The organism is Deinococcus radiopugnans ATCC 19172, assembly GCF_006335125.1.
Lineage (GTDB): Bacteria > Deinococcota > Deinococci > Deinococcales > Deinococcaceae > Deinococcus > Deinococcus radiopugnans.
Genome location: NZ_VDMO01000017.1, coordinates 18,750 through 38,735, shown reverse-complemented (window position 1 = coordinate 38,735; position 19,986 = coordinate 18,750). Strand labels below are relative to the sequence as shown.

The following is a 19,986-nucleotide window of genomic DNA, read 5'->3' as shown; positions in this document are numbered from 1 at the left end:
AATTGAGAACGTCGGAAGAATAGCGCACGTCCCGCGCCCGCAGACGGCCTTCCGCGTTCATGCCCGCGCCCCCGTGTTCAACTCGCGCTTCCAGGCCTGCTCGCCGTGAATCCAACCCCTGAGCACCCCGCTCCTGACCTGCGGCGTGTCGGGCAGCGCGGCGCTGATCTCCTCGGCATCCACCGGGGAAAAGCCGAAGCGCGCCCAGTAGTCGCCGGCCTCCTGGCTGAACAGGTACACGGCCCGGTCACCGCGCAGGCTGGCATGCGTCAGCGCCGACATGACCAGCGCGCGGCCCAGCCCCTGCGAACGCGCCTGGGGCAACACCGCCGTCGAGCGGATCAGCGACACGCCGTCGCCGTGTTCCAGGCCGATGCAGCCGCCCGGCACACCGTTCAGGTCGGCGATCCAGTACGTGCTGCCTTCTGAGGTGACGCTGGAGGTGTGCAGCCCGCAGCCCTCCAGCAACGCCAGGACAATGGGAAAGTCATGCGGCGCGGCCTGGCGCAGCTTGACGTGCATTTCGGACAGGTTGGACTGGGGGGTGGACATCATGGCAGAACCTCTGGGGTGGGGACGGCGGGAGGAGCGGCGGCCTCGGTTTCCTGTCGTCGCTCGGTGGCCTGCGCCGCCGCCTTCAGGAAAGAGCGCAGCCCCGCCCCCGCCGAGGCGTCGGTGTTCCAGCGCGGAATGACGTGCAGGTGAACGTGCGGAATGTGCGCCCCACCCGCCGGGGAGACGTTCCAGCCCACCGTGTAGCCGTCGGGCTGAACGGTGGCGTCCAGATGGGCGCGGACGTCGGCCAACAGCGCGTGGACGGCGGCAGCTTCAGCCGGAGTCAGATCAAAGACTGTGTCGCAGGGACGTTTGGTGACGATCAGACCGGAATGGGGCAATCCCTCGAAATAGCGGGAGTCCTGGGTATACACGCACAACTCGTTCTCAAGCACCACTTCCCCACCCGCAAACTCTGCCCGCGTGGACAGCGGATTCTCTTCTGGGTGCGCCAGCCAGTGCGCCCATTCCTGCTTCCGCTTTGCCAGTAGGGTTCCGTCCAGCGTGACCGTCACGTCCATTTGCCTACTCCTCCACACCCAGGCCCAACCTGGCCTTCGCCGCGTCCACCGCCTCTCGCACCCGCCTGGGCGCGGTGCCTCCGTAGCTCAGGCGGCTTTTCACGCTCTCCTCCACGGTCAAAGAGGCCGCAACTTCGGCGTTCAGCAGCGGATGGGCGGCCTGCAATTCCTCGTCGGTCAATTCCCATAGTTGCCGCCCCGATCGCGAGGCCACGCCCACCAGCCCGCCCACCACCTCATGCGCCTCGCGGAAGGGGACACCCTGCCGGGCCAGGAAGTCGGCGACGTCGGTGGCGGTGCTGTAGCCGCGCGCCGCCGCCTCGCGGGTTTTCTCGGCGTGCCACTCGCATTTGGGCAGCATGTCGGCGTACAGGCGCAGCACGATAGACAGGGTGTCGTAGCTGTCGAACACCCCCTCCTTGTCCTCCTGCAAGTCCTTGTTGTAGGCCAGCGGCGTCCCTTTGACCACCGTCAGCAGGCCCATCAGGTTGCCGAACACGCGCCCCGCCTTGCCGCGCGCCAGCTCGGACACGTCGGGGTTTTTCTTCTGCGGCATGATCGAGGAGCCGGTGGTGTGCGAATCGGGCAGCGTCAGGAACCCGAACTCGAAGGTGCTGTACAGAATCAGTTCTTCGCTCAGGCGCGACAGGTGGGCAGACAGGATCGCGCAGGCGCTCAGGAATTCCAGCGCGAAGTCGCGGCTGCCCACGCCGTCCAGCGAGTTGGCGGTGGGGCGGGCAAAGCCCAGCGCGACGGCCACCGTATGGCGGTCAATCGGCCACGGCGTCCCGGCCAGCGCCGAGCTGCCCAGCGGCGACTCGTCCATGCGGGCAGCGGCGTCCAGAAACCGCCCCTCGTCTCGCTCCAGCATGGCGGCGTAGGCCATGAACCAGTGCGCCAGCAGGATGGGCTGGGCCACCTGAAGGTGCGTGTAGCCGGGCAGAATGACGCCCGCCTCCAGCGCCCGCTCGGCCTCCGAGACCATGAAGGCGCGCAGGGCGCGGGTCTGGGCGGCCAGATCCAGGGCAGCTTCCTTCGTGAACAGGCGGAAATCGAGGGCCACCTGATCGTTGCGGCTGCGCGCGGTGTGCAGCTTGCCCGCCACCGGGCCGATGCGGTCACGCAGCGCGGCCTCGATGTTCATGTGGACGTCCTCGCGATCCAGACGCCACTCGAAGTTTCCGGCGCGGATGTCGTCCAGCACGGCGTTCAGGCCGTCGGTGATCGCAGTGACTTCCTCGGCGCTCAGGATGTCCACCCGGCCCAGCATGGCGACGTGCGCCAGCGAGCCGCGAATGTCCTGCTCGTACAGGCGCTGATCGAAGGACACGGAAGCGTTGAACAGTTCCACGAGGCTGTCTGTCGCTTCGGCAAAGCGGCCGCCCCAGAGTTTCTTGTCTTTGGTGTTATGGGTCATGGTGTTCCTTTTTTTGCGCTCTGGGTGTGCGGTGCGCAGGGCGCGGGAAAAGCGGTGCTTTCACGGCTTCACTGACTTGAGATTTCCGCAGTTCCCCCGTCCTGCGTCCCGCCTCCCGCGAACCGCGCACCATCTTGACCAGCACCACAGGCACCGGACTCCCCGGACTTGCAAACGCATACCCCTCATTGGCCTGCGCGTAGCCCAGCCGCCCGTAAAACGAAACGACTTCCAGATTGAATTGCGAGACGGCCAGCAGCACCCGCCCGAATCCACGTTCAGCAGCCCGCCTCTCCACCGCCCGCACCAGTGCCGCGCCAATGCCCTGGCCGCGATGCTGGGGCAGAACGGCCAGCCTGTTCAGCGTCAGCGTGTCTGCCCCGTCCGGGCGAAAGCCGACGCAGCCAATGACCTCTCCCCCATTCACGGCCACGAAGCCGCCGGCAGCGGGCGCGAACAGCGACGCTTCCAGACCCTCCAGCGAGGTGCGGTTCCAGCTGGAGCGGGCGTCCATGCCCGCCGCCATCATCACGGTATGGAAGGCGGGAAGGTCTGCGCGGGTGGCGGGACGAATCACGACGGTTCCAGCGTCAGGCGCATCTCGTTGGTGGGCAAGAAACCCAGCCGCTCGTAGGTGGGGCGCCCCGCGTCGGAGGCGTGCAGGCTGACCTGCTCCACCCCACGTGTGCGGCACTCGGCCAGCAGAATCCCCATCAGATAGCGGGCCAGCCCCTGCCCCCGCCCCTCCGGGGCCACGTAGACATTCTGGATGTAGGCCCGCAGCGGGGTGATGGTGCTGGGGCTGGGCGGCAACACCTGCCAGGACACGCCTGCTCCGGCCACCACCTGTGCCCCTGTCTCGATCAGCAGGCCGGAGTACGAGCCGCCGGCCAGCGCAGCGCGCAGCCATGCCAGACTGGGGGCCGAACTCGCCCGCACCCGCGCCACGTCACTGCCCATCTCGGTGAACATGGCGTCGCGCTGGGCCTGGATGGTCTCGGCGTCGGCCACGGTGGCGGGGCGCAGGGTCAGGCCGGGGGGCAGGGTCACGCTCAGACCTGGGCCGTTTCCTTCGCTTCGGCCCGCGCCGCGACACGCGCCTGCACGCGCATCCGCAGGGCGTTCAGTTTGATAAACGCCCCGGCGTCGTGCTGGTTGTAGTCGCCGCCGGCCTCGAAGGACACCAGATCCTTGTCGTACAGGCTACGGGGCGCCTTGCGGCCCACCACGTCGCAGTTGCTCTTGTACAGCTTCAGGCGGGCGGTGCCGGTCACGCTCTGCGCGACGTGATCGATGTAGACCTGCAACGCCTCGCGCTCGGGGGCGAACCAGAAACCGTTGTAGACCAGTTCGGCATACTTGACGCCCAGGGCGTCGCGCTGATGCAGCACTTCCCGGTCCAACGTCAGGCTTTCCACGGCGCGGCGGGCGTGGTACAGCAGCGTGCCGCCGGGCGTCTCGTACACGCCGCGCGACTTCATGCCCACGAAGCGGTTCTCCACCAGATCGATGCGCCCGATGCCGTGCTGGCCGCCGATCTCGTTGGCCTTCTGCAACAGGTCAGCGGGCGAGAGCTTTTCGCCGTCGATGCTCACCGGATCGCCGTTCAGGAACTCGACTTCCACGTACTGCGCCTCGTTGGGGGCGTCTTCGGGGGAAACCGTCAGCTTGAACATGTGCGCGGGCGGCTCGGTCCAGGGGTCTTCCAGAATGCCGCCCTCGTAGCTGATGTGCAGCATGTTGGCGTCGGTGCTCCAGGGGTCTTTCTTGGTGGTGGGGACGGGGATGTTGTGTTCATGCGCGAAGGCTTCCAGATCGGCGCGGCCCTGGAAGTCCCAGTCGCGCCACGGGGCCACGGTCACGATGTCGGGGTTTAGGGCGTAGGCGGTCATCTCGAAACGCACCTGATCGTTGCCCTTGCCCGTCGCGCCGTGCGACACCGCCACCGCACCCTCCTTGGCGGCAATCTCCACCATCTTCTTGGCGATCAGCGGGCGCGCGATGCTGGTGCCCAGCAGGTAATAGCCCTCGTACAGCGCCGAGGATCGGAACATCGGGAACACGTAGTCGCGCACGAATTCCTCGCGCAAGTCCAGCGCGTAGGCCGCCACTGCCCCCGTGTTCAGCGCCTTGACGCGGGCCTCTTCCACCTCGTCACCCTGGCCCAGATCGGCGGTGAAGCACACCACGTCGTAGTTGCGCTCGGTCTGCAGCCACTTGAGGATGATGCTGGTGTCCAGCCCCCCGCTGTAGGCGAGGACGATTTTTTCGCGGCCAGTGCTGGTGTTGGGGTTGGTCATGGGGTGATTGTCTCCTAGAAAGGGTGAGCAACGCAAAATCCCGGCGCAGGCCAACGCCACCTCTCCCCAGATTTCGGGTCAGGCGGTGGGTTTAGCGTCGGGAAAGTGGGTTTGTCATTGAGTGTATTGTTATGCGATTTTTACGCATAGCTATACACAATCTAGCAGGTGTGCCGGAGGGGATCAAGTGGCTTGTGGCACCGACGCGCACTGCCAGAATGTCGGGCTGCGCCTCCACTCCCGAGAATACAATCTGTGAGTCCACCACAGCATAGCGAGACTTTGGACCATTCCACCGTGCCCGGCCACATGGGATGGTCCGCTCTCCGGAGATGTTTTTTAATGCAGTGCGCGCAGGCTTTGATCCACGGTGCGCGTCCGGAGCCAGGATTTGACGCCGCTGGCTGCCGGGGTGTCGTGCACCACAGCCGTTACGACACCTGAGCCGAAGGGGCACACCACCAGCACGCGGTCCCCGAATTCGATCTGCACCGCCTGCATGGGCAGGGCGCCGCCCAAGTGCGTGCTGAGAGACGCCGAGGTGCTGGACAGAAACCCCAGATAGGCGCCGAGTTGCGCGGGCAGTTGCGCCGAACCCGCGATCAGCTCGCCCTGTTCGCCGAACACACACGACGACAGCACGCCGGGCAGCAGGTTGATGCCGCTCACGCAGGTCTGCGCCGCCTGAAAGGTCAGTTCCGGGGCCTGCAGCACCGGGGTGCTGGGCAACACGTCGTCCGGGCCGTCCTCGTCGCCAGCCGACAGGTCCTCCAGTTCCCCACCCAGCCAGCCCCGCAACGACGACAGCAGCACCTCGGAGCGCAGCGGCTTGCGCAGCACCTCCAGCACCCCCAGTTCGTGGGCCTGACGGCGCAAGCTGTCCTCCACGACGCCGCTCATCAGAACCACCGCCAGTTCAGGGCGGCCCTGGCGGAGTTGCCGGGCCAGTTCCAGCCCATCCATGCCCGGCATCTGCACGTCGCTCAGCACCAGCGCGGTCTCGGGGGTCAGCACTTCCAGCGCGGCGCGGGCGCTGCTCGCCATCTGCACGCTGACATGTGGGGAAAGCAGGCGGTGCATGGACAGCAGAACGCCGGGGCTGTCGTCCACGACCAGGACCGAGGGGTGGAGCGAGGAGGCCGTCATAGTGACCAGAGCGTAGGCAGGCGGCTGTGTCGCGCCCCTTACGGCGGTTGCCTCTAAAGATGAGAATTTCACAAGACTTTCTTAAGATGGCGACTACTTCATGCAAACAGGACCGATGGGGGCAGGCGGATCAGGAGTGCCTTCCGGTCAGGGCCGGGCGTCCGGGTCCGGGTGGGCACTGCCGGTGTCCTGCCCCTCGGCGAGCGGAGGGACCGGGCAGGGACGGCCCTCGTCGTCCACGGAGACGAAGACGAACATTCCGGTGGTGGCCAGTTCCTGCTCGCCAGTGGTCATGGTCTCGCGGTACACGTCCACCCGCACGGTCATGCTGGTGCGGCCCACACGCACCACCTGCGCGTCCAGGGCCACCGCGTCCCCCACCCGGATCGGCACGCGGAAGTCCACGCCGTCCATGCGGGCGGTGACCACGTTGCCGCCGCCGTGGCGCACTGCCGCGACGCTGGCGGCCTTGTCCATCAGGGACAGCACCCAGCCCCCGAATGCCGTGCCCAGGTAATTGGTGTCCTTGGGAAACACCAGTTCCAGCATGCGGGCTCGGCTGCGCGGGGCGGGCGTGACAACGGGCGGGACAGCAGGAGGATCACTCATCGGCCCGCAGTGTAGTGCGTGCCCGGCTCCGCCCCGCACCTTTCACCCGCGAACTTCATCAATTGGGGGCCGGGCATTTGACACCCCCGCCCGCCCATGACAGCATGTGTCCCACGCACAACTTGTACTGCGTTCAGCGCGTTTGAGGCACGGCACAGACCCGGCCCACGCGACTGGATCACGGAGGTTCACCCATGAAGACCAGACTGCTGTTCCCTGCCCTCGTTCTGGCCCTCGCCGGGTCTGCGTACGCCGACAAGGTGGTCAACATCGGCTACTCCGGCCCCCTGTCGGGCGGCGCCGCCTTCTACGGCAAGGATGTCCAGAGCGGGATTGAAATGGGCATCGCCGACATCAACAAGGCGGGCGGCGTCACCGTGAACGGCGAGAAGGTCACCTTCAAGCTGGTCAGCCTGGATGACCGTTACCTGCCCAACGAGACGGCCACCAACGTCAAGCGGCTGACCTCGCAGGGCATCGACGTGATCTTCGTGCCGCACGCCGGGGGCATCCTGACCGTGCAGCCGCTGACCACCCGTGACCCGGAATTCCTGCTGGTGGCGTACTCCAGCGAGCCCAAGATCCTGGAGGCCAAGAACCCGCTGACCTTCATGCTGCCGCCGCGCTACGACAACTACCTGCAGCCCTTCGTGAGCACCCAGATCAAGGCCTTCGGCAAGCGGCTGGGCATGGTGGGCACCACCAGCGCCTACGGCAAGCAGTGGGCAGAGGCCGTGACCGACGAGTGGAAGAAGCAGGGCGGCACCGTGGGCGCGAACAACGGCGTGGACTACGGCACCACCGTGGACTACAGCGCCGCCGTCACCAAGGCCCTTTCCGAGAAGCCCGACGTGCTGTTCATCGGCGGCCCCAGCCAGCCCACCGCACTGGTGGTCAAGGCCGCCCGCGAGCAGGGCTTCAAGGGCGGCTTCATCGTGATGGATCAGGCCAAGTTCGAGCAGATGGATCAGGTGGTGCCGGTGTCGTACCTGAACGGCTCGGTGGGGGTCTTGCCCACCAAGGAGTTCGCCGGCACGCAGCTATTCGTCACCCAGTACCAGCGCCTCTACAAGAAGATTCCCACCAGTGAAGCGGCCCTGAACTACATGGGCATCAACGTGATCGCCAAGGCAATGGAACTGGCCGGCACCACCGACGATCCCGCCAAGATCAAGGCCAAGCTGGACGCCGCCGCCAAGGCGCTGCCCCAGAGCAAGACGGTCTTCAAGATGCTGGGGGTGACCCCGGACGGCCACGCCGACGCCGAATTCCTGATTGCCAGTGTCAAGGACGGCAAGTACACCAAGCTGCGCGTCAACAAGGTCTTCAAGTAAGGCGGGTGGGACGGCGCCCAGGTTCTGCCTGGATGCCCCGTCCCGCTGCCCGCGCCCCGACGAGTTGTTGCGGGGCGCGTTTTGATTGCCTGAACCGGCCTGCTGGGGCGGCCTGCACCGGAACAGTGCCTTCCCTTGCCCCCTTTCTCTGGAGGATTCCCGCTTGACCACTTTCTTTCAACAACTGTTCAATGCCATGGCGCTGGGCGGGGTCTACGCCCTGGTGGCGCTGGGCCTCACGCTGGTGTACGGCGTGATGCGCGTGCCGAACTTCGCGCACGGCGGGCTATACATGCTGGGCGCGTACCTGACCTACGCCTCGCTGACCGGACTGGGCATCGGCTACGTGCCGTCGCTGCTGCTGGCCGCCGTGGGGGTGGCGCTGCTGGCCGCGCTGATGGAGCGGGTGATCTTCTACCCGCTGCGCAACGCGCCGCACGTCTCGCCCATGATCGCCGCGATTGGCGTGCTGTTCTTTCTGGAGGCCGCCGTGCAACTGATCTGGGGGCCGGACTTCAAGCAGATTCCCGCGCCCATCAACGGCATCGTGGACATCGGCGGCGTGATCGTGACCTGGCAGCGCCTGATCATCATCGCCGCGAGCGTGGTGGTGGTGGTGGCCCTTAACTACTTCCTGAAGCGCACGCTGACCGGGGCCACCATCGAGGCCATGTCGCAAAACCGCGAGGGCGCGCGGCTGGTGGGCATCAACACCAACCGGGTGGGCGCGCTGACCTTCGCCATTTCCGGCCTGCTGGCGGCGGCGGCGGCGGCCCTGATCGCCCCCACGCTGCTGGTCAGCCCCAGCATGGGCGAGGTCATGAACCTCAAGGTGTTTGCCATCATCATCCTGGGCGGCATGGGCAGCGTGCCGGGGGCGATTGTGGGCGCGTTCCTGCTGGCCTTCGCGGAAACCTTCGGCGGCGCGTACATCAGCCTGGATTTTGCCGACGTGATCGGCTTCGCCATGCTGGTGGTGGTGCTGGCGATCCGGCCCCAGGGCCTGTTCAAGAGGGGCACATGAAAGGCTGGCTGCAACGTGGAGTCTGGGGATGGGTGGCGGTGTTTGTCCTGGCCGCCCTGGTGCCGCTGTTCGGGCCGTCCGGCTACGTACTGGACATCGGCGTGAACATCATGATCTACGCGATTCTGACCTACGGCCTGAACGTGCTGCTGGGCTACACCGGGCAGCTGCCGCTGGCGCACGCCGGGTTCTTCGGCATCGGCGCGTATACAGTCGGGATTCTGACCCTCAAGGTGGGCTGGAGCTTCTGGCTGGCGTGGCCGGTGGCCGTGGCGATCACCGCGCTGGCCGGGCTGCTGCTGGGGTTGGTGGCCTTCCGCACCAAGGGCGATACGTTTGCCATCTTCACCCTGGCCGTGGGCGTGATCATCATGCTGGTGATCAACAAATGGGACGCGCTGACCGGAGGCAACGACGGCCTGAACGGCATTCAGCCTCCCGCCGGACTGGAAGCCCTGGCGAACAGCGTGGGCCTGAAGCTGTCGGGCGGCTTTTACTACCTGGCGCTGATCTCGCTGGCGCTGACGGTAGTCGCCGTGGCGCGGGCGCGGGGCAGCGTGTTCGGGCGCTCGCTGATCGCCATTCGCGGCGGCGACGATCTGGCGCGCAGCGCGGGCATTGACGTGTACTCGCACAAGCTGCGGGCCATGATGCTGTCCACCGCCATCGCAGGCTTCGCGGGCGGACTGTACGCCACGTACCTGGGGTTCCTGGGTTCGGCGGCCACCGGGCCGATCCAGACCTTCACCATCCTGCTGTACCTGCTGGTGGGCGGGCTGGGCACGCTGGCCGGGCCATTGATCGGGCCGGCGCTGATGTACACGCTGGCGCAGAACCTCAAGGGGTTGCAGGATTACCAGTACATCGTGTTCGGGCCGCTGCTGGTGCTGCTGGTCATGTTCGCGCCGCAGGGCCTGGCCGGACTGTGGACGCGCCTGACCGCGCGGCGCACCCCGCCGCCCACCACGCCACCGGGAAAGGAGGTTTCCAGTGCTGGACGTTAAGGGGCTGGGCATCCGTTTCGGCGGCAACCACGCCGTTCAGAACGTGACCGCCAGCATCGAGGCCGGAAAAATTACGGCCATCATCGGGCCGAACGGGGCGGGCAAGAGCACCTTTTTCAACCTGATCTCGGGCTTCTACCAGCCGACTTCGGGGAGCATCGAGTTTCTGGGGCAGGACATCACGCGCCTGCCCACGCATGACGTGGTGGGGCGCGGGATTGCCCGCACCTTCCAGACCACCACCATCTACAAGGAACTCAGCGTGCTGGACAACGCCATGATTGGCCACCGCGTCCGCACGCGCGCCGGGCTGTGGGACGCGCTGCTGCGCACCGGGCGCGAGCGCCGCGACGAGCAGGAAAGCCGCGCCGGAGGCATGGCCGCGCTGGAACGGGTGGGGCTGGCCGCGCAGGCGCACCTCCCCGCCGGGGCGCTGACCCAGGAGGGCCAGAAGCGCGTCGGGATTGCCATGGCCCTGTCCAGCGATCCCAAACTGCTGCTGCTGGACGAACCCGCCGCCGGGATGAACCCCGAAGAGACGGTCAACCTGATGGCCCTGATCCGCGAACTGGTGACCGGGGGGCTGACCGTGGCGCTGGTGGAACACAAGATGAGCCTGGTGATGGGTCTGGCAGACGAGATTCTGGTGATGCACCACGGCCAGAAAATCGCCGAGGGCACGCCCGCGCAGGTCAGCCGCGATCCCGCCGTGATCGAGGCGTACCTGGGCAGCCACGCGCACGGCGGCCAGATGGGCCAGAGCGGCAATGCTGACGCTCCAGAACCTGCCGCCGTTCAAGGGAACAGGGGGGCTGGAGCCGACTCCGTGATTGTCGCGTCAATCCAGGACAACGCCCCTGATCCGGCCACCGTCCCACTGACCAAGGATTCTGACCATGCTTGAAGTCCGCGATCTGAGCGTCAACTACGGCCACTTCACGGCCCTGCACAGCGTTTCGCTGACCGTCGATCCCGGCGAGATCGTGGTGATGCTGGGGGCCAACGGCGCGGGCAAGAGCACGCTGTTCCGCACGCTGTCGGGATTGCAACGCGCCAGCGGCGGCACGGCCAAGTGGAACGGCACGCCGCTGACTGGCGGCAAGCCCGAGTACAACGTGGCGCGCGGCGTCGCGCAGTGCCCCGAGGGCCGTCTGCTGTTTCCCGAACTGAGCGTGGAGAAGAACCTGCGGCTGGGCGCCTTTGTCCACCGCAAGGATGCGGCGGGCACCGCCCGCGAACTGGAGCGCGTCTACACGCTGTTTCCCGACCTGGTGGGCAAGAGACACGCCCCCGCCGGCAGCCTGTCGGGCGGGCAGCAGCAGATGGTGGCGATTGCCCGCTCCTTGATGGCCCGCCCGCAACTGCTGCTGCTGGACGAGCCCAGCCTGGGTCTCGCGCCGCTGGTGGTGGAACAGGTCTTTGCCGCCGTGCAGCGCGTCAACGAGGCCGGGGTTAGCGTGCTGCTGGCCGAGCAGAACGCCTTCGCCGCCCTGAACATCGCGCACCGGGGCTACGTGATGGAAAGCGGCGTGCTGACCCTGCAGGGCACCCAGCAGGAACTGATGACCGATGACCGGGTGCGGAGCGCGTACCTGGGGGTCTAGAGAGCCTGAGATCACAGGGAGGGGGCGGCGCTGGAGGCCGCCCCTTTTCTTTGCACTCTCCAATACTCTGGGCGCGGAAGAGCCGAATCATACGGACTGCCGTTTGTAACGCGACAGAAATCGGGACAGCGCCGATGTCCACACTCCACGTCCGAAGGGCTGTTTTTCTCCTGCTCGCTGTCGTCATGGACAGACGCCCACAAGGACGCTCTTCCTCTGCTAGCGCAGCTCTGCGAGTCTCGCTCGGATTGCCAGGTGTTTTCAACACCTTTCAATCGGAGTCCGAATCAGGTCTGGGCAGGCATGGTCACCGGCTTACCGTCTTTATCCACCAGAACGGTCAGGCCACCGCCTGTCCCGATCCACTGGTACAGATAACAGACACCCGTTTCCTGGTCACAGATGATCCGTGTGACTTCCGTCAGGCTTTTCTCTTCGTGCACCACCCTGAAACGCTTTTCTTTCGCCATCCTGTCAGCATACGCGGTCTCCAATTCTGTCCCGTCGCCTCTTCAGTTTTGCCGTCACGTGTTGACCGGCCTCGGCGGCCCCACTTCAACCCGCTTTGACCTTGTCTTCTTGCTGGCCAGGATGAAGGCCCCATGCAGCGGGCGCACGCGGGCGATCAGCACCACCCTCAGCGTCTCGCCGGTCGCCAGTGGCCCGGACAGCTGGCCCGCACCCTGCGGCGAGACGCTGGACGGGGCAAACATCGAGACGCTGGGGTAGCCACCCCCAGGCCCAGCGCGGATATGGACAGCAGGAGACGCCTCGCCGCCCGGCAGACTGGCACGGTAGACATCCCCCCGCCCGCTACAATGCCCCGGTTATGTCGCGCGTCTTTTCAGGAATTCAGCCCACCGGCGAACCCCACATCGGCAACTACTTCGGGGCGATGCGCAATTACGTCACGCTGGGCGAGCAGTACGGCAAGGACAGCATCTACTGCGTGGTGGACCTGCACGCGCTGACCAACCCGGCGGCCTTTGATCCCAGGCTGCTGGCCCGGCGCACCTATGAGATGGCGCTGGCGAATTTCGCGGTGGGCCTGGACCCCAGCCGGGTGGTCTTTTTCGCGCAGTCGCATGTCCCTGAACACCAGGAACTCAGCTGGATCTTCACCAATCTGACCCCGGTGGGCGAACTGGAGCGCATGACCCAGTACAAGGACAAGGCGGGCCAGCTGGAAAGCGTGCCGGCGGGGCTGCTGATGTACCCGGTCCTGATGGCCGCCGACATCCTGCTGTACAAGGCCGACACCGTGCCGGTGGGCGAGGACCAGACCCAGCACATTGAGCTGACGCGCGAGATCGCCCGGCGGTTCAACCACACCTTCGGTGAGACCTTCCCGGAACCCAAAGCGGTGTACAACAAGGACGCCCTGCGGATTCCCGGCGTGGACGGCCACGGCAAGATGAGCAAGAGCAAGGGCGAGAACAGCACCCTGGGCCTGCTGGAAGACCTGGGCAGCATCTGGCAGAAACTCCGGGTGGCCCCCACCGACCCGGCCCGCGTGCGCCGCACCGATCCCGGCAACCCCGACGTCTGCCTGATCTTCGATTACCACAAGCTGTTCTCGGATCTGCCCACCATCGAGATGGTGAACGTGGAGTGCCGCCGCGCCGGGATCGGCTGCGTGGACTGCAAGAAGCGGTTGATGGAAGGCGTGACCGCCGCCCTCTCCCCCATTCAGGAGAGGGCGGCGGAGTTGGCCCGCAATCCGGACGACATCCGCGACGCGCTGGCGCAGGGCGCGAAGGAGGCGCGCGCCATCGCCGCACCCGTGATGGAAGAGGTGCGCGAGAAGGTGGGCTTCCTGAAGTTGTGAGGCAGAACCTGTGAGGAGACCGGGGCCATGACCGTCGCCGTCACCGCGCCCGCCAGCGGGTTCGTGGTGGAGTTGCCCGGCTTCAGCGGCACGCTGGCCGAACTCGCCTCCGCCCTGCGGACCGGGCGCATTCCGCCGCAGGCGGTGGGCCTGCTGACCCTGACGCGCGGCGTGCTGGCCTGGGTGCAGCGGCTGACGGGCGGCAGCTTCGCCGAGGCGCACCCCGATCTGTTGCCCACCCTGGCCACCGTGATCGCCCTGAAAGCCCGGTTGCTGCTGCCCCAGCCGGAGCCGGAAGCGTGGCCCGAGGACGCCCCCGACGACCTGCTGGAGGAGCTGCTGGAAGGCGTGGAGGCGCTGGCCGAACTGGACGCGCTGGTGGGCTTTCTCATGGCCCGCCGCCGCGAGCGCGAGGGCCTGATTCCGGCGCGGCCCGTGACGCTGGACCTGCCGCGCCGCGAGCGTCCGCGCAACCCGGCGGGCAGCCTGGCGAAACTGGTCCGCGCCGCGCAGAACGCCGTGCGGCAGGTGGACACGCCGCTGCTGTCGCGCGACCGCCTGACCCTGGCCGACGCCCTGCACGCCCTGCGCGCCTTCGGCACCCGCCTGCGCACCTTCACCTTCCGGGGCCTGCCCGCGCAGAACTGGCCGGAGCGGACCACCTACTTCGCCGCCCTGCTGGAGGGCGTCAAGGAAGGTGAGTTCAGCGTGGAGCAGGCCGAGGCCTACGGCGACATCGCCGTGCAGTCGCATCTGACTGAAGGCTGAGGGCCCTCCTGGTTCAGCTCAGAGTTCCGTCGTTTCCCCCGGCTGCAGGATGCGGACGTCCACACCCTGGGCCTCGCCGTCCCGCTTGAAGACCTGCGGATCGCCGGTCAGCGGGGGAAAGGTGCCGAAATGCATGGGAATGGCGACCCGTGGGCGCAGCAGCTCCAGCGTGCGGGCGGCCTCCTGCGGCCCCATGGTGAAGTGATCGCCCACCGGCAGGATGGCGGCGTCCAGGCCACGGTCCCCGATCAGGCGCATGTCGGAAAACAGGCAGGTGTCCCCGGCAAAGTAGACGCGCTGGCCGCCCAGTTCGATCACCAGTCCGGTGGGCATGCCGCCGTAGGTGCCGTCCGGAAACGAGCTGCTGTGCCACGCGGGGGTCAGTGTGACCTTGCCCCAGTCGGCCGCGTAGGTGCCGCCGATGTTCATGGCGACCGCGTTGGCCGCGCCGTGTTTCTGGGCGTAGCCCCCCACCTCGGCGGTGGCGATGATGGGTGTGCCGGCCTGCCCGAACGCCAGCGCGTCGCCCCAGTGGTCGCCGTGCGCGTGGCTGATCAGGACCGCGCTCAGCTTCCAGGTCAGCGCCTCGTCCAGCGTGACCGGCGAGGTGGGGTTGCCGGAGATAAAGGGGTCGATCAGCAGGCGGTGTTCGCCGCTCTGGAGCAAAAAGGTGCTGTGGCCGAGAAATCGGATGTTCATGGGAGGTCCTCCGGGAAGGGATTCAGGGGCGGAATGTGCGGACAGACCGTATAGTAAGCGCGCAACCCTCCGGCTTGACCGTCTTCTTGCCCGCACTTTTTCTTAAGGAGTCTTCCGTTCCTCTGATGACCACCCCGTTCGGCCAGATTGGTGTCCAGGATGTGCTGGACATCGCCGTGGTGGCGTTCCTGATCTATCAGGCCTACCTGCTGGTGGTGGGGACGCGGGCCGTGAACGTGGTGCGCGGGATTCTGGTGTTCGCGGGCGTGTGGGTGGCGGCGCAGTTGCTGGGCCTGACCACCCTGAGCTTCCTGCTGGGCCGGGCCGGGACCGTGGGCATCTTCGCGCTGCTGGTGCTGTTCCAGCCGGAATTGCGCGCCGCCCTGGAGCGGGTGGGCCGCCCGCGGGGGCGCGACGCCAGCGCCAGCGGGGCCGCGCTGCAGGACCTGGCCCGCGCCATGGAGCGGCTGGCCGAGCGCAAGACCGGCGCGCTGATCGCCATCGAGCGCCGCACGCCGCTGGGCGAGTACGCCGAGACCGGCGTGAACATCGACGCGCTGGTCAGCGTGCCGTTTCTGGAGGCGCTGTTCGCCCGCAACGCCCCGCTGCACGACGGCGGCATCATCTTGCAGGGGGCGCGCGTGATCGCGGCAGGCTGCCTGTTTCCGCTGCAGGCCGCCGACGGCACCTACCGCCGCTACGGCACCCGCCACCGCGCCGCGATTGGCCTGTCGGAACTGACCGACGCGGTGGTGCTGGTGGTGAGCGAGGAGCGCGGCAGCATGCGTATCGCGCTGGCCGGACGGCTGGGCCCGGACCTGAACGGCACCGAGCTGCGCGAGCAGCTGCGTGAACTGGTTTACGACTACCCGGTGGGCCGCCCCGCCGCGCCTGTCAAGGCCGCGCCGCCGGAACCGGCAGACGCGGCGGAGCCCGAGGACGGCGGCCCGAACGGTCAGGCCGCCCCGGAAGCCCGCGCCGAACGGCGGCCCGAGCCGCGCAAGGAGCAGACGTGAGCGGCGACTCCGGCTCGCCGCTGCAGGAGCCGCCCGCGTGGCGGCGCTGGCTCGAACCGCGCTACGCGTGGGGGCGCAGCATTCATAACCTGGGCCCCAAGCTGCTGGCGGTGGCCGTGGCGGTGACGCTGTGGTTCGTGGCCACGTCGGACCGCCGCGCCAACGTAGAGCAGGGCTACGACGTGCCCGTCACGGTGCGCGACACCACCGGCGGACGCGGCGAGGGCACCCGCGCCACCAGTGACCTGAACCCGTCCACCGTGCGCGTGACCCTGTCGGGGCGGCCCGAACGGCTGCGCGAGTTGCGCGCCGGGAACATCGAGGCCATCGTGGACGTGACTGGCGCGCCGGAAGGCAGCTTTACCCGGCCCGTGACCGTGGCCGCGCCGAACGGCACCACGGTCAGCCGCAAGTCGCCGGACACCGTGCAGGGCTTCGTGGACACCCAGCTGACCCGCACGCTGCCGGTGGTCCTCAGCGTGGTCACGCCGCCGGAAGCCAGCCTGCCGCGCTACACGGTGATGCCCGCCGAGGCCCGCGTGACTGGACCCGGCCGGGTGATCGTGCAGGTGTCGAAGCTGGTGACCAGCCCCGAAAGCCTGGGCGCGGCCACGGAGCGGGAGGTGCCGCTGATCGCGCTGGACCAGGACGGGCAACCGGTCGAGGGCGTGCAGACCAACCCGGCCACGGTCACGGTGCGCCGACTGGACACCGGGGAGCTGCCGATCAAGACCCTGCCGGTGACGCTGAATGCTCCGCCCGACACCCTGAAGGTCACGGCCCGCAGCATCCAGCCCAGCACGGTTCGGGTGGTGGCGGCCCCCGATCTGCTGTCGCGCCTGCGCGAGATCAGCGGCACGGTGGTCTACCGCCCCGGCAGCTACAGCACTCCTGTGCGGTTGCAGCTGCCGGCAGGCGCGCAGGCGCTGGAGAACGTGACGGTCAGCCTGAGCGTCGAGGCCGTGACTCCTGAAGCCAACCCCTGATCCGGCGCCCGCACAGGATCAGACCTCAGCGTCAGGCGGCCCGGAACAGCCGGCCAGACTCAGAATCTTCAACAAAAGCTGCACGTTGATGAGAGTAAAGTGTGTCTGGAACTGATTCCAACTGTTGCCCAGGTCAACTCACCGTCAGCCTGGCAGCGTATAGTGACCCAATGATGTGGAGGATCGGCCACATGGCCCGGTGATCGCCCTGTGATTGCCCACGTTCTGAAATTGCACGCCCAACCGACGGCCTGGACCGGCTGGGAGGAGCGCGTGCGGCTGATGGTCCGGCCCCGGCGCTTCGAGCACGTGGTGCGGGTGGCCGAGCTGGCGGCCCAGATTGCGGCCGCCAACGGGCTGGACACGGCCCGCGCTTACGCAGCAGGCATCTTGCATGACATTGCCCGCGACCTGCCGGATACCGAACTGCTGCGCCTCGCGCCGCCGGAATGCGAGATCGACGGACTGCACCCACTGGCGCTGCATGGCCGGGCCGCCCGCACGCTGCTGGAACGCTGGGGCTATGAGGACCCGGTGGTGCTTGAAGCGGTTGAGGACCACACCACCGGGCCACGCGGCGGCAATCCTGTGGCGCAGGCGGTGTACATCGCGGACGTGTCCGAGCCTGGACGCGGCGTCAACGCCGATATCCGCGAACTGGCGCTGCAGGACCTGAACGCGGCGCTGGAACGGGCCATCATCTCCAAGGTCACTTACCTGCAGGGCAAGGGCATCACGGTGCATCCGCGCACGCTGCGTGCCTACCACGCGCTGCCGTGCTGCGCCCAGTTGCCCGCGTCCAGAACGCCGGCTCTACCCGCCTCCTCCGCGTTTCAGTGACGGCTCCCAAGACACCACGCGCGCCAGTGCGGTCCCTGGCGCGGCTGCGTGCCCTGCAGACCTTCGGCCTCAGCCTGGCGGCGCTGACGCTGGGCGGGCTGGCCCTGCTGCAGGGCGCGGGCGGCGCGTCCCGGCTGGCCCTGAGCGCCGGCACCGCGCCGCAGTTCACGGTGCTGCTGGCCGGACGCGACATCGTGTACTGCTATTACCACCAGCCGTGCAAGGACCAGGACAATCCCAAGGGCGCGCTGGAGCCGCCCAACACCGACACGCTGATGCTGGTCAAGGTGGACGGCTCGCGCGTGCGGGTGCTGAATATTCCGCGTGATACCAACGTCGGTCCTTTCGATCCCAACGAGCGGCCCAGCCTGCAGAAGATCAACAGCCGCTACGGTTCCGGCGGCCCCGAGGCGCTGACCCACGCGGTGGAGACGGTGGTGGGCGAGCGGGTGGACTCCTACGTGGTGGTCCGCACCGACTACGCCGAGCGGGTGATCGACGCGCTAGGCGGGCTGGACGTGACCGTGCCGGAGGGCGGCATCGAGTGGGTGGACAACGCCGCCGGGGTCAACCTGAAGCTGGACGCGGGGCCGCACCACCTGGACGGCAAGGAGGCCGTGCTGTACCTGCGCGTCCGCAAGGGCTTCGGGGACGATTACGGACGCATCGACCACCAGAAGCAGGCGCTGGCGCAGCTGGCCGCCAAACTGCGCAGCCCGCGTGGTCTGGCCGCGCTGCCCACCATTCTGGGCGGCATCGGCAACGGGGTGGAGACCAACGCCGATCCCGAACTGCTCACGGCGCTGCGCCCGTACCTGTCCAACCTCAAGCTCAGCTTCGCCACGCTGCCCACCGACACCATTCGCGGCAGCTTCAATCTGGCGGTCAACCGCGAACAGTTGGACCGGCTGTGGGGCGATCAGCCCCTGCCCGCCTCGCCCACCCCGAACGTGAAGGTCAGTGTGGTGGACGCCAGCGGCGCGGGACTGGGGGCGGCGACGCAGCGCGCCCTGAACACCCTGGGGTACGGGCGGGTGACGGTCCGCCAGGTGCCCGAGAGCCGTGAGGCCAGTCAGGTCTTCACCGATCAGGACGTGGCCGACGCCAACGCGCTGGCCGAACTGCTGGGCCTGCCGCGCCTGCAGGGTGAGCGTTTCCCGGTTGAGGTGGGCGAGGTTGGTATCCTGCTGGGTGTAGACGCCCGCGAACATCTCGCGGCCCTTTTTCCCTATGCCGGGTTGCCGGCACCGCCACCCGTCACGCCCGGTACTTTCCCGGCGCCCAGCTCCTCAGCGCCTCGTGCCCCGGCGCCCAGCGCCCCACCCCCCACGGAGACCCCATGACCCTGAACACCAAGCCCAACGCCCCCGCCAACCCCTCCACTCGCGACACCGATCAGCGCCAGTTGCGCGCCATCGTGGACGCCGCCCGTGAACGCCGCGCCGAGGACGTGCGTGTGCTGGACCTCTCGGACGTGAGCAGCACGCTGGAATACTTCGTGATTTGCACCGCCACCGCCGGGCTGCAGCTCAACGCCGTGCAGGAAAACATCCGCACCAAGGCCATGGAGGCCGGGCTGCCGCGCCCCAGCGTCGAAGGCCCCAGCGAGCGCTGGCTGCTGCTGTCCTTCGGCAGCATCGTGGTCCACATCATGACCAAGGAGGCCCGCGAGTACTACGACCTCGAGGGGCTGTGGAGCGACGCCCGCACAATGGAATTCCCCGAGGAATAACGTTCCATTCAGACCAACAGGAAAGGGGAGCCGATTGGCCTGTCCCCTTTTTTTGATGCTTGGAACAGGGGATTCAGCCTGCTTCCAGTGCCTCACGCAGGCCCTCGGGCAACTCCTGCGTCACCCGGTCCAGCGTGCGGCCAGCGGCGGCCCGCACCATCTTCTCGAAGGCCGCGCCGCCCCAGCCCTGGGCATCGGGGGTGGCGAGGTGGGCACGGAACAGGAAGTTGAAGGCGACCTCCACCACCGTTTCGCCGCTGCGGGCCGCCTGCGCGCCCTCCAGCACCTGGGCCTGCCCGGTGACCTCCACCCAGGCGCGTTCGCCCTCGATGGGCCGGGGCGTGAGCGTCGCGCCGTCGGGCGTGTGGGCCAGCACGCACACGAAGGGCAGATCGGCCTCACCCAGTACGGGCAGCGGCACCAGCAGCTCGCCGCGCACCTCATGGCCCTCGACATTCAGGCCACGCAGGAAATGCAGGCGCGACAGGGCGCGGGCCGGGTCACGCACGAAGGCCAGGGTAGCGGCCGCCGAACCGGGAGCCTGCAGGGTAAAGTGTCGCCCCGCCTCGATGATCACCGTGTCACCAACATCACCGGGTCACC

24 protein-coding genes are annotated in these 19,986 nt (G+C 67.6%); 13 read left to right on the top strand and 11 right to left on the bottom strand.

From position 1 onward, the window contains the following. Positions 1-57: 57 nt before the first annotated feature. The 8 genes from FHR04_RS14925 to FHR04_RS14895 form a co-directional block, all read right to left on the bottom strand. Entirely contained in the window at positions 58-555 is a 498-nt protein-coding gene (locus FHR04_RS14925; protein ID WP_139404115.1) for a GNAT family N-acetyltransferase, read from the bottom strand. Beyond that, positions 552-1,076 (bottom strand): HIT family protein, encoded by a 525-nt coding sequence (locus FHR04_RS14920; protein ID WP_139404114.1) that lies wholly within the window; start codon positions 1,074-1,076, stop codon positions 552-554. The genes FHR04_RS14925 and FHR04_RS14920 overlap by 4 nt, the downstream gene beginning before the upstream one ends. A gap of 4 nt (positions 1,077-1,080) precedes the next feature. Beyond that, a complete protein-coding gene (gene argH, locus FHR04_RS14915; RefSeq protein ID WP_139404113.1) occupies positions 1,081-2,493 on the bottom strand; it encodes an argininosuccinate lyase in 1,413 nt (470 codons plus the stop codon). Then, a complete protein-coding gene (locus FHR04_RS21440) occupies positions 2,483-3,070 on the bottom strand; it encodes a GNAT family N-acetyltransferase (protein ID WP_249039149.1) in 588 nt (195 codons plus the stop codon). The genes argH and FHR04_RS21440 overlap by 11 nt, the downstream gene beginning before the upstream one ends. Further along, positions 3,067-3,543 (bottom strand): GNAT family N-acetyltransferase, encoded by a 477-nt coding sequence (locus FHR04_RS21435; protein ID WP_249039148.1) that lies wholly within the window; start codon positions 3,541-3,543, stop codon positions 3,067-3,069. Before FHR04_RS21435 ends, FHR04_RS21440 begins: the two co-directional genes overlap by 4 nt. Before the next feature lie 2 nt (positions 3,544-3,545). Continuing rightward, positions 3,546-4,793 carry an argininosuccinate synthase gene (locus FHR04_RS14905; protein WP_139404111.1) on the bottom strand — a complete coding sequence of 416 codons (1,248 nt, stop codon included), beginning with the start codon at positions 4,791-4,793 and terminating at the stop codon, positions 3,546-3,548. 339 nt (positions 4,794-5,132) lie between these two features. After that, the gene (locus tag FHR04_RS14900; RefSeq protein WP_139404110.1) at positions 5,133-5,939 is read right to left on the bottom strand and encodes a response regulator; all 807 of its coding nucleotides are present in this window, start codon (positions 5,937-5,939) and stop codon (positions 5,133-5,135) included. Positions 5,940-6,086: 147 nt separating this feature from the next. Further along, on the bottom strand, positions 6,087-6,548 hold the full coding sequence (locus tag FHR04_RS14895; protein WP_139404109.1) for an acyl-CoA thioesterase: 462 nt from the start codon (positions 6,546-6,548) through the stop codon (positions 6,087-6,089). A 194-nt stretch (positions 6,549-6,742) separates the two neighbouring features. On the opposite strand from FHR04_RS14895, the gene FHR04_RS14890 reads away from it, so the two are divergent. The 5 genes from FHR04_RS14890 (at position 6,743) to FHR04_RS14870 (ending at position 11,514) form a co-directional block, all read left to right on the top strand. Further along, on the top strand, positions 6,743-7,882 hold the full coding sequence (locus FHR04_RS14890; protein WP_139404108.1) for an ABC transporter substrate-binding protein: 1,140 nt from the start codon (positions 6,743-6,745) through the stop codon (positions 7,880-7,882). Between the two features lie 163 nt (positions 7,883-8,045). Further along, positions 8,046-8,906, top strand: coding sequence for a branched-chain amino acid ABC transporter permease (locus FHR04_RS14885; protein WP_039685949.1), 861 nt, complete (start codon positions 8,046-8,048; stop codon positions 8,904-8,906). After that, on the top strand, positions 8,903-9,910 hold the full coding sequence (locus tag FHR04_RS14880; protein ID WP_139404107.1) for a branched-chain amino acid ABC transporter permease: 1,008 nt from the start codon (positions 8,903-8,905) through the stop codon (positions 9,908-9,910). Before FHR04_RS14885 ends, FHR04_RS14880 begins: the two co-directional genes overlap by 4 nt. Then, entirely contained in the window at positions 9,897-10,814 is a 918-nt protein-coding gene (locus FHR04_RS14875) for an ABC transporter ATP-binding protein (RefSeq protein ID WP_139404106.1), read from the top strand. Before FHR04_RS14880 ends, FHR04_RS14875 begins: the two co-directional genes overlap by 14 nt. Continuing rightward, complete coding sequence (locus tag FHR04_RS14870; RefSeq protein ID WP_039685954.1) at positions 10,807-11,514, top strand: ABC transporter ATP-binding protein; 708 nt, start codon at positions 10,807-10,809, stop codon at positions 11,512-11,514. The genes FHR04_RS14875 and FHR04_RS14870 overlap by 8 nt, the downstream gene beginning before the upstream one ends. Before the next feature lie 287 nt (positions 11,515-11,801). On the opposite strand, the gene FHR04_RS14865 is transcribed toward FHR04_RS14870, so the two are convergent. Continuing rightward, positions 11,802-11,984 carry a DUF6440 family protein gene (locus FHR04_RS14865; protein ID WP_039685956.1) on the bottom strand — a complete coding sequence of 61 codons (183 nt, stop codon included), beginning with the start codon at positions 11,982-11,984 and terminating at the stop codon, positions 11,802-11,804. Between the two features lie 121 nt (positions 11,985-12,105). On the opposite strand from FHR04_RS14865, the gene FHR04_RS21020 reads away from it, so the two are divergent. From FHR04_RS21020 to FHR04_RS14855, 3 genes are all read left to right on the top strand, one after another. Continuing rightward, positions 12,106-12,243 carry a hypothetical protein gene (locus FHR04_RS21020; RefSeq protein ID WP_170213973.1) on the top strand — a complete coding sequence of 46 codons (138 nt, stop codon included), beginning with the start codon at positions 12,106-12,108 and terminating at the stop codon, positions 12,241-12,243. Between the two features lie 100 nt (positions 12,244-12,343). Then, positions 12,344-13,342: a tryptophan--tRNA ligase gene (trpS, locus tag FHR04_RS14860; protein WP_139404105.1), complete on the top strand. Its 999-nt coding sequence runs from the start codon at positions 12,344-12,346 to the stop codon at positions 13,340-13,342. Positions 13,343-13,369: 27 nt separating this feature from the next. Further along, complete coding sequence (locus FHR04_RS14855) at positions 13,370-14,110, top strand: segregation and condensation protein A (protein ID WP_039685960.1); 741 nt, start codon at positions 13,370-13,372, stop codon at positions 14,108-14,110. A gap of 18 nt (positions 14,111-14,128) precedes the next feature. Here the strand turns inward: FHR04_RS14855 and FHR04_RS14850 are convergent, their stop codons facing one another. Beyond that, entirely contained in the window at positions 14,129-14,809 is a 681-nt protein-coding gene (locus tag FHR04_RS14850; RefSeq protein WP_139404104.1) for a metal-dependent hydrolase, read from the bottom strand. A 125-nt stretch (positions 14,810-14,934) separates the two neighbouring features. Here FHR04_RS14850 and cdaA point away from each other — a divergent pair, with 125 nt between their 5' ends. From cdaA to rsfS, 5 genes are all read left to right on the top strand, one after another. Continuing rightward, positions 14,935-15,825 (top strand): diadenylate cyclase CdaA, encoded by an 891-nt coding sequence (cdaA, locus tag FHR04_RS14845; protein ID WP_249039147.1) that lies wholly within the window; start codon positions 14,935-14,937, stop codon positions 15,823-15,825. Continuing rightward, positions 15,822-16,811: a CdaR family protein gene (locus tag FHR04_RS14840; protein ID WP_170213972.1), complete on the top strand. Its 990-nt coding sequence runs from the start codon at positions 15,822-15,824 to the stop codon at positions 16,809-16,811. The genes cdaA and FHR04_RS14840 overlap by 4 nt, the downstream gene beginning before the upstream one ends. Positions 16,812-17,093: 282 nt before the next feature. Further along, complete coding sequence (gene yqeK / locus FHR04_RS14835; RefSeq protein ID WP_170213976.1) at positions 17,094-17,651, top strand: bis(5'-nucleosyl)-tetraphosphatase (symmetrical) YqeK; 558 nt, start codon at positions 17,094-17,096, stop codon at positions 17,649-17,651. A 26-nt stretch (positions 17,652-17,677) separates the two neighbouring features. After that, entirely contained in the window at positions 17,678-18,994 is a 1,317-nt protein-coding gene (locus FHR04_RS14830; RefSeq protein ID WP_249039146.1) for an LCP family protein, read from the top strand. After that, positions 18,991-19,383 carry a ribosome silencing factor gene (rsfS, locus tag FHR04_RS14825; protein ID WP_221265548.1) on the top strand — a complete coding sequence of 131 codons (393 nt, stop codon included), beginning with the start codon at positions 18,991-18,993 and terminating at the stop codon, positions 19,381-19,383. Before FHR04_RS14830 ends, rsfS begins: the two co-directional genes overlap by 4 nt. Before the next feature lie 73 nt (positions 19,384-19,456). On the opposite strand, the gene FHR04_RS14820 is transcribed toward rsfS, so the two are convergent. Beyond that, complete coding sequence (locus tag FHR04_RS14820) at positions 19,457-19,960, bottom strand: DUF3809 domain-containing protein (protein WP_139404102.1); 504 nt, start codon at positions 19,958-19,960, stop codon at positions 19,457-19,459. Positions 19,961-19,986: the final 26 nt, after the last annotated feature.

What these genes read in the sequence shown, in the direction of transcription:
- FHR04_RS14925 (WP_139404115.1), bottom strand. Translation starts at nt 555, where the DNA reads ATGATGTCCACCCCCCAGTCCAACCTGTCCGAAATGCACGTCAAGCTG.
- FHR04_RS14920 (WP_139404114.1), bottom strand. Translation starts at nt 1,076, where the DNA reads ATGGACGTGACGGTCACGCTGGACGGAACCCTACTGGCAAAGCGGAAG.
- argH (WP_139404113.1), bottom strand. Translation starts at nt 2,493, where the DNA reads ATGACCCATAACACCAAAGACAAGAAACTCTGGGGCGGCCGCTTTGCC.
- FHR04_RS14905 (WP_139404111.1), bottom strand. Translation starts at nt 4,793, where the DNA reads ATGACCAACCCCAACACCAGCACTGGCCGCGAAAAAATCGTCCTCGCC.
- FHR04_RS14900 (WP_139404110.1), bottom strand. Translation starts at nt 5,939, where the DNA reads ATGACGGCCTCCTCGCTCCACCCCTCGGTCCTGGTCGTGGACGACAGC.
- FHR04_RS14895 (WP_139404109.1), bottom strand. Translation starts at nt 6,548, where the DNA reads ATGAGTGATCCTCCTGCTGTCCCGCCCGTTGTCACGCCCGCCCCGCGC.
- FHR04_RS14890 (WP_139404108.1), top strand. Translation starts at nt 6,743, where the DNA reads ATGAAGACCAGACTGCTGTTCCCTGCCCTCGTTCTGGCCCTCGCCGGG.
- FHR04_RS14880 (WP_139404107.1), top strand. Translation starts at nt 8,903, where the DNA reads ATGAAAGGCTGGCTGCAACGTGGAGTCTGGGGATGGGTGGCGGTGTTT.
- FHR04_RS14870 (WP_039685954.1), top strand. Translation starts at nt 10,807, where the DNA reads ATGCTTGAAGTCCGCGATCTGAGCGTCAACTACGGCCACTTCACGGCC.
- FHR04_RS14865 (WP_039685956.1), bottom strand. Translation starts at nt 11,984, where the DNA reads ATGGCGAAAGAAAAGCGTTTCAGGGTGGTGCACGAAGAGAAAAGCCTG.
- FHR04_RS21020 (WP_170213973.1), top strand. Translation starts at nt 12,106, where the DNA reads ATGAAGGCCCCATGCAGCGGGCGCACGCGGGCGATCAGCACCACCCTC.
- trpS (WP_139404105.1), top strand. Translation starts at nt 12,344, where the DNA reads ATGTCGCGCGTCTTTTCAGGAATTCAGCCCACCGGCGAACCCCACATC.
- FHR04_RS14855 (WP_039685960.1), top strand. Translation starts at nt 13,370, where the DNA reads ATGACCGTCGCCGTCACCGCGCCCGCCAGCGGGTTCGTGGTGGAGTTG.
- FHR04_RS14850 (WP_139404104.1), bottom strand. Translation starts at nt 14,809, where the DNA reads ATGAACATCCGATTTCTCGGCCACAGCACCTTTTTGCTCCAGAGCGGC.
- cdaA (WP_249039147.1), top strand. Translation starts at nt 14,935, where the DNA reads ATGACCACCCCGTTCGGCCAGATTGGTGTCCAGGATGTGCTGGACATC.
- yqeK (WP_170213976.1), top strand. Translation starts at nt 17,094, where the DNA reads ATGGTCCGGCCCCGGCGCTTCGAGCACGTGGTGCGGGTGGCCGAGCTG.
- rsfS (WP_221265548.1), top strand. Translation starts at nt 18,991, where the DNA reads ATGACCCTGAACACCAAGCCCAACGCCCCCGCCAACCCCTCCACTCGC.